The following is a 10,147-nucleotide window of genomic DNA, read 5'->3' on the forward strand; positions in this document are numbered from 1 at the left end:
GTTGAGCGTTCCACGGCAGCCCTGAAGACGTAACGCCTCAAGTCTCGTCTTTGCCGAGCCGAATCCGCTGCGAAACGGGCCGCGGACTCGAAGTACAGATCCTGCTCTCATGCGACATAGTCGGGCCCGGTGCGAGTAGATGCCGTTCACCAACGACCCCTTCTGCTCGTGCTGCCGCGTCTGGATCCTCGTCTTCCCAGGGGTTCCAGAGAGCGTCGGAATTGTTATTGAAGAAGGTGGTTCGTTTAGTGGCGAACTCCTCGAAGGTGACGTTGGTCCATGATGCCTGAACCATCTGTTGGCCATCGGGAGGAGGTGTCTCATCTGAGGGGCAACCGGATGCCTTGGTCATGACTCCTACCACCCTCCGGCCGGACGCATGGCGCTAGAGCTTGTGAGCTATTCTCCGGCTACGGTACGAGACATCACCAAAAATCTTTTTACCGCTGCGTTTCCGCAAGACCCTTCCAGACATGAAGAAAGGCCCCGCCTCCCTCATAAACAAAGGGAAGCAGGGCCTTTCTCATTGGCGGTGACGGTGGGATTTGAACCCACGTTGGCTTTTACACCAAACAACATTTCGAGTGTTGCACCTTCGGCCGCTCGGACACGTCACCAACTGAAATAGGCTACCCGAGATTGGCCCCGTTCCCCAAAACGAGCCCCTCTGGACCCTCCCCAAAAGGCAGGTGGCGTACCCTTCAATCCACGCCAACTTCCGTCCACAGCTCCGCACCGATAGATTCGTAAGCATCATGACGATTTCGCAGGAACACGAACGGAAACACGGGCACGAAGCCCACGCCTACTGGGTCACTGAGACGGGCGATGGTGAGCTGCGCCAGGAAGCCCTGCCGGCAAGGCAAGAAGGCGAAGCCCTCGTCAGGACCTTGTACTCAGGCGTCAGTCGGGGCACGGAGCGCGTGGTCCACGAAGGCCGGGTCCCGGAGCGCGTGGCTGACCTGATGCAGGCTCCGCACCAGGAGGGCGACTTCCCGGGCCCGGTGAAGTACGGCTATCTGAACGTGGGGGTTGTGGAAGAAGGCCCGGACGAATGGCTGGGGAAAACAGTCTTCAGCCTGCACCCCCATCAGGACTTCTACGTGATCCCCACCAGTCAACTCACCGCAATCCCCGAGGACGTCCCTGCCCGCCGCGCGGTGCTCACGGGCATCGTTGAGGTCGCCATCAACGCACTCTGGGAAGCCGGACCGAGGCTGGGTGACCGGGTCGCCGTCGTCGGTGGTGGTTTGGTGGGCGGCGTCCTGGCGACGCTGCTGCAGAAGTATCCGCTGAGCCGCCTGCAGTTGGTGGACGCGGATCCGGAGAAGCGAAAGCTGGCGGAAACCATCAACGTCGAGTTCGCCGAACCAGAGGTTGCAAAAAGCGACAACGACATCGTTTTCCACTGCTCCGCGTCCGACGACGGCCTCAAGTTGAGCCTGCAACTGGCCGGCGATGACTCCGACGTCATCGAGCTTTCCTGGTTCGCCGATAAGGAAGTTACCCTGCCGCTCGGCGAGGACTTCCATGCCCGCCGCCTGAACATCCGCTCCAGCCAGGTGGGCGCAGTGGCCCTCCCGCGACGGCACAGGCGCACCAACGCCCAACGACTCGAGCAAGCGGCAAGGGAACTGAAAGACCCGCTGTTCGACACATTCCTGACCAGCGAATGCCAGTTCCGGAACCTGCCCACCACACTTGTTAAATTGTTCGAACGGCCCGGCGGTTTCTGCCACGTGGTCGCCTATCCCACCCCGGAGGATTAGTACATGTTCAGCCTGACCGTCCGACGCCACTTCATGATCGCCCACAGCCTTCCCCGCGAAGCGTTCGGCCCTGCCCAGGGCCTCCATGGTGCAACGTTTGTGGCCGAAGTCAGTTTCCGTCGCCCGGATCTCAATGACGACGCAATCGTTCTGGACATTGGCGCAGCGGGCGGCATCCTTGAGGAAATCCTGGAGGACCTGAACTACAAGAACCTCGATGAGCACCCGGCATTCAAGGGCAAGCTCTCCACCACCGAGGCACTGGCCAAGCACATCGCCGATGCCATGGCCACCCGGATCCAGGACACAGATGATGGCCCGGCCCTCAGCGGCATCGACGTCGTCCTCCGTGAAAACCCCGACGCCTGGGCCGGTTACTCGCTGGAGCTCCCGGTCAAGTAGGTGCGCATCCGCTTCCTTGTCCCGGGGAACGTCAGGCACGGCTCCGGCGGCAACAAGTACAACGCCAAGCTCGCCGAGCATCTGACCGTCCTGGGCGCGGACGTTGAGACCTTAAGGGTCGACGGCGACTGGCCGGTTGGGAGCCCGGCGGACAAGCAGCGATTCGCGGAAGCGCTCGACGGCGGCACAACGGTGATTGCCGACGGCTTGGTGGCGAGTGGGGCGCCGGAGGAGGTCGCCGGCGCCGTGGGCAAAGGAACCAAAGTCTGGATCCTGTCCCATATGGCGTTGGCGGACCATGGCGAGCTTGAAGCCAAGGCGCTGGCCGCCGCAACCGGAATCATCTGCCCCAGTTCCCACTCCGCCGCTGAGCTCGAGGCGAGGCACGGCCCGCAGACCATCGTCATCGCAACGCCGGGGGCCGACAAAGCAAACCCCGCCCAGGGATCGCAGCCGCCGCGCATCGTAGCCGTGGCCGCACTGCTGCCGAACAAGAGTCAGACACTCTTGGTCGAAGCCCTCGCCAGCTTGCAGGACCTTGAGTGGGAGGCCGCCCTCATCGGCTCGGAGCACGCTGACCCGGCGTACGCCGCGGAGGTGCGGGCCGCCGTCGAGCATTACAGGCTTGAGGACCGCATCAGCATCACGGGCGAGTTGAGCGGCAACACCCTCGAGGACCAGTGGCAACAAGCTGACCTCAGCGTCCTTGTTTCCCGATCGGAATCCTTCGGGATGGTGGTGACGGAATCGCTGGCTCACGGCGTTCCTGTGGTTGTCCGGCAGGGGACCGGCGCCGTGGAGGCGCTCGGCCAAACAGGAGCGGGGGAAGCGCTGGAGCTGACACAGGAGGGGGCCTTGACCAATTCCCTCCGGAGTTGGCTCAGCGATCCCGGCCTGCAACAATCCTGGCGCAACAATGCAATTCAGGCCCGCGAGCACCTCCCCGGCTGGGACACCACTGCCGCCACCGTAATGAGGGCCCTCCAAAGCCCACCGAACTAGGGCAGCCGGTGAGAGGCGAAGAACTCCCTGAGAAGCGCCGCGCATTCCTCTTCACGGACACCCGCATAGACCTCCACCCAGTGGTTGAGGCGGCGCTCGCGGAGGATATCGAACACTGATCCCACTGCTCCCGCTTTCTCGTCCCACGCACCAAACACCACTCTGGGGATACGCGCCAGGACAATGGCACCGGCACACATGGCACACGGCTCAAGGGTCACCACCAGGGTGCAGTCCTCAAGCCGCCAACCGTCACCCGAGCCACCCGCAGCCTGAGCTCGCTCCCGCAGAGAAGCAGCCGCCTGACGAATGGCCACCACTTCCGCGTGGGCGGTCGGGTCCCCATGCGCCTCACGTTCATTGCGTCCGGAACCCAGCACGCCGCCGTCGGGCCCTAACACCACCGCGCCAATAGGTACGTCGTCCGTTTTCAGCGCCAACCGGGCCTCGTCCAGGGCAAGGCCCATCCAGGCCATGTGGTCTGCGTGATACGGCTCGGTGGCGCTCATGTCTCAATGATAGTTTTGGGGGATGCGCACACTCGTCGTGGATCACCCGCTGGTCGCCCACAAGCTCACCGTTCTGCGGGATAAGAACACCCCTTCACCGGTCTTCCGGCAACTCACTGAAGAACTCGTCACCCTCCTGGCCTACGAAGCCACCCGCGAGGTCAAGACGCAGCCAGTGGAGATCGAGACCCCTGTCACCAAGACCATCGGCACGGCTTTCACCAAGCCCACGCCGCTGGTGGTTCCCATCCTGCGCGCAGGCCTCGGCATGCTCGAGGGCATGACCAAGCTGGTCCCCACCGCCGAGGTGGGCTTCCTGGGCATGGCCCGCGACGAAGAAACCCTGGACATCATCACCTACGCCGAGCGCCTCCCCGAGGACCTCACCGGCCGCCAGATCTTTGTCCTGGACCCTATGCTCGCTACCGGCGGCACCCTGCGTGAGGCCATCAAGTTCCTCTTCAAGCGCGGCGCTTCGGACGTCACCTGCATCTGCCTGCTGGCCGCTCCCGAGGGCCTGGCCAAGCTGGAAGAGGAACTCTCGGACGCAAACGTCAACATTGTCCTTGCATCGATTGACGAGAAACTCAACGAGAAGTCGTACATCGTGCCGGGCCTGGGCGACGCCGGAGACCGCCTCTACGGCGTGGCTGGCTAGTCTTCACAGGGAACGATTGACCCCTACCGGTTTCCCACCCAGCCCGTTAGCCTGTGGCGCATGGACTGGAAACTTGAACTGGTATTTGTCCCTGTCTCCGACGTCGATCGCGCGAAGGACTTCTACGTCAACAAGGTCGGTTTCAACGCCGATTTCGATGAGCGTCCCACGGACGGCATCCGCTTCGTGCAACTGACGCCGCCGGGTTCTGCGTGTTCCATCGCTATCGGCGAGGGCCTCACGGACGCCCCTCCGGGTTCGGCTCCCAACCTGCAAGTGGTGGTGGCGGACATCAACAAGGCCCACGAGCACCTCAAGGCCAACGGCGTGGACGTCAGCGACGTCGACGTCCAGGACTGGGGTCACTTTGTGTACTTTGCTGACCCGGATGGCAACCAGTGGGCGGTGCAGTACCTCCCACAGCGGCCCAATGGCTAAGTCACACTTCAGCACCACCCCATGAGCGTGCGGCAGGATGGAACCATGAGCCATCCTGCCGCACCCGTGCTGACTGTCCGTGCCGTCCTCTTCGACATGGACGGCACGCTGGTGGATTCCACGGCCGTCGTGGAACAGGTGTGGCTCGAGTTCGCCGAGCGCTACGGCCTGGATTACAACGAAATCCTCCGCACATCCCACGGTGTCCAAGCAGGCGATACCGTGCGGCGCTACGCCCCGGCAGGGGCCGACTTCGCAGCGCTGACGGCCGAACTTGGCGAGATGGAACGTTCCCGGACGGACGGCGTGATTGCCCTTCCCGGTGCTGAAGCCCTGCTGGCGGGCCTCCCGGATGACGCCATCGCCTTAGTCACCTCAGCAGATCAAATCCTTGCCGATATCCGCATGCAGGCGGCCGGACTCACCATGCCATCCACTGCTGTGACGGCGGAGTCCGTTAGCCGTGGCAAGCCGCATCCGGAGGGCTATCTGAAGGCGGCGGCGCTCCTGGGAGCCGACCCGGCCGACGTCGTGGTTTTCGAAGACGCACCCGCCGGGATCGCTGCTGCGCGCGCGGCGGGGATGCGGACCGTGGTGGTGGGCAAGGCCGCTGCCGGGCACAATTCGGACCTGGAGCCGGGCATGTGGCGGATTCCGGACTACTCGGCCGTGACCGTCACCGCTGTCAAGGACGACGACGGCGGGCACCTCATCACGCTGACCCTCTAGTGCCTCAGCTGGTACCGCGGGGCGAAAGACTGTTCCATACTGCAGACCGGGCGTAGGCTGTGCGCATGTCTGCGATGCCGGAGGCGTACGGTGCGGCACTGGAGCGGGCCATGGTCCACGCCGGTGACTGGCTTGCGTCGGTCCCAACACGTTCAGTCCGCCCGTCCTCCGATGCCGATCAGGTAGCCAAGAGCATCCTGTCGCGCCTGCCGGAGGAAGCCACCGATGCCGCCGAGGTAGTTGATGAGCTCGCGGCGCTGGCTGAGCCGGGCCTCATGGCGATCCAGTCAGGACGGTTCTTTGGGTGGGTCATGGGCGGAACCCTGCCTGCGGCCATGGCCGCAGATTGGCTTGTTTCGGCGTGGGACCAGAACACGGGGCTTCGGTTCGCCACCCCTGCCGCTGCCGCGATCGAGGAATCTGCCGCCGCGTGGCTGCTGGAACTCTTGGGACTGCCCGCAAGTGCCGACGTCGGATTCACCACCGGTGCCACCACCGCGAACTTCGTGGGGCTGGCGGCCGGGCGCCAGTACTTGATGGACGAGGCAGGCTGGGACCTGGAGGCTCTTGGGTTGACCGGCGCCCCGCGCATCACCACCTTTGCCGGCCGGGAGCGCCACGCCGCAGTGGATTTGGCGTTGCGGTATCTCGGCTTGGGTGCGTGCGTCCCCGTAGATGCCGACGACGAAGGACGGATTTTCCCAGACGCGCTTGCCGAGGCCATGGATCAGCAGCCCGGGCCTTCGCTGGTCTGTCTCCAAGCGGGAAACCTGCATTCCGGCGCTTTTGATCCCATGGAGGAAGCCATTGCGGTGGCACATGACCGGGGGGCGTGGGTGCACGTGGATGGGGCGTTCGGTTTGTGGGCCGCTGTGAGCCCAACGTTGCGGGGCCGGCTGGCAGGAGTGGAAGAGGCGGACTCGTGGGCAACGGATGCGCACAAGACGTTGAACGTCCCGTACGACTGTGGCCTGGCAATCGTGGCCCGCCCCGAAGCTTTGCGAAGGGCTTTCAGTGTCCACACCAGCTATCTGATTGCCACTGATGCCGGGCCGGGGGATCCCTTCGAAAAGGTCCCGGAGATGTCCCGCCGTGCCAGGGGCATCCCTGTCTGGGCCGCGCTCCGCCAACTGGGACGCTCCGGGGTGATCGCCATGGTGGAGCGGCTCGCCGCAAATGCCCGGGCGTTGGCCGAGGGCCTGGCTGCCATCCCGGGTGTCGAGGTGCTCAACGACGTCGTTTTCACCCAGGTCTCGGTGAGCTTCGGCAGCGATGACCGTACACACCGTGTCACGCAACGGTTGATGGCCGAGGGCGCGGTGTGGATGTCCGGGTCCTCGTGGCGTGGCCGTGAAATCCTCAGGATCTCAGTGAGCAACTGGACCACGGATGCCGGCGATGTTGCGGCGTCCATTGCCGCTGTGAGGGGTGCGGTGGAGGCCGAGCCGGAGGCTTAGCCGATGACGTGGAGGAAGTGCAGCATTGTGTATGCCCCTGCGAAAATTGCGGCCCAACCAACCAAACGCAGAAGCGGTCCCAGACGCGACGCCGCCGTTCCCGACGCCGGTGTCCGGCCGATCTCCCTGCGCACCTCCATGTAAGGGACACGCCCGCTGCCAAGGTCGCGAGCCAAGCGCACCAGGCCGCGCAGATCAGCAAACGCAGTGCGTACGACGTCGACACTTGAGGTGGGATCGTCGGTCCAGTCGACGGGTACTTCATGAACGCGCAGTCCGCACCGTTCGGCGATCACCAGGAGTTCGGTATCGAAGAACCAGCCATCGTCCTTGGTCAATGGAAGGATGTGGTGCACGACGTCGGCACGGACGGCCTTGAACCCGCACTGGGCATCGGAAATGCGTGTGCCCAGGACGGCGCGGAGCAGGGCGTTGTAGCTTCGGGAGATGAATCCGCGCTGGGGACTGCGGGCCGCCTGTGAGCTCCGTGCCAGCCGCGTGCCGACGGCGATATCCGAATGGCCCGAAAGCAGCGGTGCAATCAGGGGAGCCAGGGCCGACAAGTCCGTGGAAAGGTCTGCTTCCATATAGGCGAGCACGGGTGACGGCGAGACCTGCCAGAGGCGGCGGAGTGCGTTTCCACGCCCCCTTTGCTGGAATCGCACCACCACCACTTCAGGGAGCTCGCGGGCCAAGCGCTCTGCGATCCTCAGGGTGTTGTCCGTGCTGCAGTTATCCGCAACCGTAATGCGGAAGCTGTGGGGAAACGAGTCGGTGAGATGCCAGTGAAGCCTACGCAGGTTCCGTTCCAAACGGGCTTCCTCGTTGGCGACGGGAAGGGTGACGTCCAGGACAGGAACGGCAGCACGGGTGTCAATGGGGGAGCGTCGGGGTTGTGGCCCTGCAAGGTCCTGCTGTAAAGAAGTTGCCGCCCCGCCACCGAAGCGCGCGGGGGGCAGCCCTCGCGGAGGAGCGCTGGTGGTGGGATTTGTGAGCGTCATGTCTTCAGAATGGCCCCGCCGATTATGAGTGCTTTAGGCGCGAGCTGTGACGCCACTGTGAGCTACGGCGGTCACCTGTGAAAACAGAAAACCGCGCCGGTTCCCGCCATTCGCTCCAGTGGGTACTGGTGCGAACGGCGGCAACCGGCGCGGTCCTCAGGCAGTGTGGCTTAGTACCAGTTGTTGGCCAGGTGGAAGCCCAGGGCGGCCGACGGGGATCCGTAGCGCTCCTTGATGTAGTTCAGGCCCCACTTGATCTGGGTCTGGTAGTTGGTCTGCCAGTCAGAACCGGCAGTGGCCATCTTGGAAGCAGGCAGGGACTGGACAATGCCGTAAGCGCCGCTGGAAGCGTTCGTGGCAGTGGTCCTCCAGTTGGATTCCTTCTCCCACAGGGTGTTCAGCGCAGTCATTTCGCTGGCGCTCCAGCCATAGTTGCCGAGGATGCTGGCAGCGTAGGCTTTGGCGGCGGCGGGGTCATCCACGGCCTTCGGGGCGGCGGCAGCAGCTTCGGCAGCGGCGGCGGCAGTTGCTGCCGCGGCGTCGGCGGCCTGCTTGGCTGCAGCATCAGCGGCTGCCTTCTCCGCAGCAGCCTGATCGGCGGCGGCCTTCTCGGCGGCAGCCTTTTCAGCAGCGGCCTGGTCGGCTGCGGCCTTCTCGGCGGCAGCCTTTTCAGCAGCGGCCTTGTCCACAGCGGCCCGGTCAGCAGCGCCCTTTGCGGCGGCTGCGTCCAAGGAAGCGGAGATTTCGGCTGTCTTGTTGGTGCTGACCTGGGCAGCAGCCTGGGTCTCTGCAACGCGGCTCGCCTCAGGGAGGTTCAGGGTGGCGTTGGCAGCAGTACCGAGCGAAGCGACGCCCAGCGCAGCGGCCACGACGCCGGCGACAACCGACATGCGGTGGCCGGACTTACCCTGGCGGGCAGCGTTCTTGAGGACGGTTTGCGACTTGGTCAACGGTGCGTTGTGCTCATCGCGGTGACGCGCGGAAGGGCGCGTCTGATCGTTAAATTCAGACATGTGTGATTACCTCTCAGCGCCTGCGGAGTTAGCTGTCGGGTTCGGATGAGGTCATCCGGCCGCGCGTGTCGCTGCGGCTTCACCCCAAGGGTCCGGCATAAATGCCTGGGCCCGGAGACTCTGGGTCCCCCGTCTCTGCCTCGGAGTAAGAACGGACTCCGGGAAGTGGCAGAGCTCGGCGCATCCCGGATGCGGGCCAGTTGGGGCGACCCACCCTTTCGACGGTACAGGAGGAATTCGCAGAAGTCACATTTAGGTAACAGAGATCACGACGCCGGTGAGTCGCCTTGCCGAGTTCGGTACATCTCTTCGGCGGTGACGGTTGGTAGTCGCAGGGCGAATTCGGTTCGACCCGGACGCGACGTGACCTCCACGCTACCGCCGTGTGCTTCCACGATGGATTCCACGATCGACAAACCCAGCCCCGACGTCCCTTCAGACCCCGATCTCGCGGCATCCGCCCGGGCAAAGCGGGAGAAGATCCGACCTTGGAAATCCTCTGGAATGCCCGGCCCGTTGTCTGTCACGGTCACCACTGCGCTGCCATCGGCGGACAGCATGACGGCCGTAACCACGGTAGTGCCGGGATCGGTGTGTTTGCGGGCATTGGACAAAAGATTGGCCAGGACCTGGTGCAGCTGGGTGGAGTCGCCGCGGACCGTGACGGGTTCGTCCGGCAGTTGCAGTTGCCATATGTGATCCGGCGCCATGACCTTCACGTCACTGACCGTTTCGATCACCAACTGGGTGAGTTCCACGTCTGTAACCTTGATCGCTTGGCCCTCGTCCAACCTGGCGAGCAGCAAGAGATCCTCTACCAGCGTTGTCATCCGCTCTGACTGGCTTTGCACGCGGGCCAGGGACTTGCGGCCGTCGTCAGTGAAGCTTTCGGTCATCCTCAGCAGCTCGGTGTAACCGCGGATGGCAGTGAGCGGCGTCCGGAGCTCGTGTGAGGCATCCGCGACGAACTGGCGCACCTTGGTTTCGCTTTCCTGGCGGGCTTCCAGGGCGCTGGAGACGTTGTTCAGCATCAGGTTCAGCGCATGGCCTACGCTGCCCACTTCCGTTCCGGGATGAGAGGCCGACGGCGGTACGCGCACCGCAAGTGCCACCTCGCCGGCGTCGAGCGGTAGTCGCGAAACTTTCGTGGCCACCTCGGAGAGCTGCTC

General features: G+C 64.1%; 11 protein-coding genes, 1 tRNA gene and 1 riboswitch. Of the genes, 7 read left to right on the forward strand and 5 right to left on the reverse strand.

The window, feature by feature from the left end:
* Positions 1 to 527: 527 nt before the first annotated feature.
* Positions 528 to 617, reverse strand: a tRNA-Ser gene (locus tag HP499_RS15320).
* 138 nt (positions 618 to 755) lie between these two features.
* Between HP499_RS15320 and HP499_RS15325 the strand changes: the two genes are divergently transcribed.
* The 3 genes from HP499_RS15325 to HP499_RS15335 are packed head-to-tail and all read left to right on the forward strand — an operon-like array spanning position 756 to position 3,173.
* Entirely contained in the window at positions 756 to 1,769 is a 1,014-nt protein-coding gene (locus tag HP499_RS15325; RefSeq protein WP_172325079.1) for a zinc-binding alcohol dehydrogenase, read from the forward strand.
* A 3-nt stretch (positions 1,770 to 1,772) separates the two neighbouring features.
* Entirely contained in the window at positions 1,773 to 2,171 is a 399-nt protein-coding gene (locus HP499_RS15330) for a 6-carboxytetrahydropterin synthase (protein ID WP_172325081.1), read from the forward strand.
* On the forward strand, positions 2,172 to 3,173 hold the full coding sequence (locus HP499_RS15335; RefSeq protein WP_172325083.1) for a glycosyltransferase family 4 protein: 1,002 nt from the start codon (positions 2,172 to 2,174) through the stop codon (positions 3,171 to 3,173). It begins immediately after the preceding gene.
* Here HP499_RS15335 and HP499_RS15340 read toward each other — a convergent pair.
* Entirely contained in the window at positions 3,170 to 3,682 is a 513-nt protein-coding gene (locus tag HP499_RS15340) for a nucleoside deaminase (RefSeq protein ID WP_172325085.1), read from the reverse strand. The genes HP499_RS15335 and HP499_RS15340 overlap by 4 nt on opposite strands.
* Positions 3,683 to 3,704: 22 nt before the next feature.
* Between HP499_RS15340 and upp the strand changes: the two genes are divergently transcribed.
* From upp to HP499_RS15360, 4 genes are all read left to right on the forward strand, one after another.
* Complete coding sequence (gene upp, locus HP499_RS15345; RefSeq protein WP_026542238.1) at positions 3,705 to 4,340, forward strand: uracil phosphoribosyltransferase; 636 nt, start codon at positions 3,705 to 3,707, stop codon at positions 4,338 to 4,340.
* A 60-nt stretch (positions 4,341 to 4,400) separates the two neighbouring features.
* A complete protein-coding gene (locus HP499_RS15350) occupies positions 4,401 to 4,778 on the forward strand; it encodes a glyoxalase superfamily protein (RefSeq protein WP_026542237.1) in 378 nt (125 codons plus the stop codon).
* Between the two features lie 45 nt (positions 4,779 to 4,823).
* Positions 4,824 to 5,507 carry an HAD-IA family hydrolase gene (locus tag HP499_RS15355; RefSeq protein ID WP_172325087.1) on the forward strand — a complete coding sequence of 228 codons (684 nt, stop codon included), beginning with the start codon at positions 4,824 to 4,826 and terminating at the stop codon, positions 5,505 to 5,507.
* Between the two features lie 65 nt (positions 5,508 to 5,572).
* The gene (locus tag HP499_RS15360) at positions 5,573 to 6,964 is read left to right on the forward strand and encodes an aminotransferase class V-fold PLP-dependent enzyme (protein WP_172325089.1); all 1,392 of its coding nucleotides are present in this window, start codon (positions 5,573 to 5,575) and stop codon (positions 6,962 to 6,964) included.
* On the opposite strand, the gene HP499_RS15365 is transcribed toward HP499_RS15360, so the two are convergent.
* From HP499_RS15365 to HP499_RS15375, 3 genes are all read right to left on the reverse strand, one after another.
* Positions 6,961 to 7,965, reverse strand: coding sequence for a dolichyl-phosphate beta-glucosyltransferase (locus tag HP499_RS15365; protein WP_172325092.1), 1,005 nt, complete (start codon positions 7,963 to 7,965; stop codon positions 6,961 to 6,963). The two genes, HP499_RS15360 and HP499_RS15365, sit on opposite strands and share 4 nt — an antisense overlap.
* 170 nt (positions 7,966 to 8,135) lie before the next feature.
* Positions 8,136 to 8,978, reverse strand: coding sequence for a hypothetical protein (locus HP499_RS15370; RefSeq protein ID WP_172325094.1), 843 nt, complete (start codon positions 8,976 to 8,978; stop codon positions 8,136 to 8,138).
* A gap of 3 nt (positions 8,979 to 8,981) precedes the next feature.
* Positions 8,982 to 9,169: riboswitch (cyclic di-AMP (ydaO/yuaA leader) on the reverse strand.
* Positions 9,170 to 9,244: 75 nt separating this feature from the next.
* The coding region (locus HP499_RS15375) for a cell wall metabolism sensor histidine kinase WalK (RefSeq protein WP_172325096.1) at positions 9,245 to 10,147 on the reverse strand (903 nt) is incomplete at its 5' end.

It is taken from the genome of Paenarthrobacter sp. CM16, assembly GCF_013179505.1.
Taxonomy (GTDB): Bacteria; Actinomycetota; Actinomycetes; order Actinomycetales; family Micrococcaceae; genus Arthrobacter.

Coding starts and splice junctions, on each gene's coding strand:
- HP499_RS15325 (WP_172325079.1), top strand. CDS start 756: ATGACGATTTCGCAGGAACACGAACGGAAACACGGGCACGAAGCCCAC.
- HP499_RS15330 (WP_172325081.1), top strand. CDS start 1,773: ATGTTCAGCCTGACCGTCCGACGCCACTTCATGATCGCCCACAGCCTT.
- HP499_RS15340 (WP_172325085.1), bottom strand. CDS start 3,682: ATGAGCGCCACCGAGCCGTATCACGCAGACCACATGGCCTGGATGGGC.
- upp (WP_026542238.1), top strand. CDS start 3,705: ATGCGCACACTCGTCGTGGATCACCCGCTGGTCGCCCACAAGCTCACC.
- HP499_RS15350 (WP_026542237.1), top strand. CDS start 4,401: ATGGACTGGAAACTTGAACTGGTATTTGTCCCTGTCTCCGACGTCGAT.
- HP499_RS15355 (WP_172325087.1), top strand. CDS start 4,824: ATGAGCCATCCTGCCGCACCCGTGCTGACTGTCCGTGCCGTCCTCTTC.
- HP499_RS15360 (WP_172325089.1), top strand. CDS start 5,573: ATGTCTGCGATGCCGGAGGCGTACGGTGCGGCACTGGAGCGGGCCATG.
- HP499_RS15365 (WP_172325092.1), bottom strand. CDS start 7,965: ATGACGCTCACAAATCCCACCACCAGCGCTCCTCCGCGAGGGCTGCCC.
- HP499_RS15370 (WP_172325094.1), bottom strand. CDS start 8,978: ATGTCTGAATTTAACGATCAGACGCGCCCTTCCGCGCGTCACCGCGAT.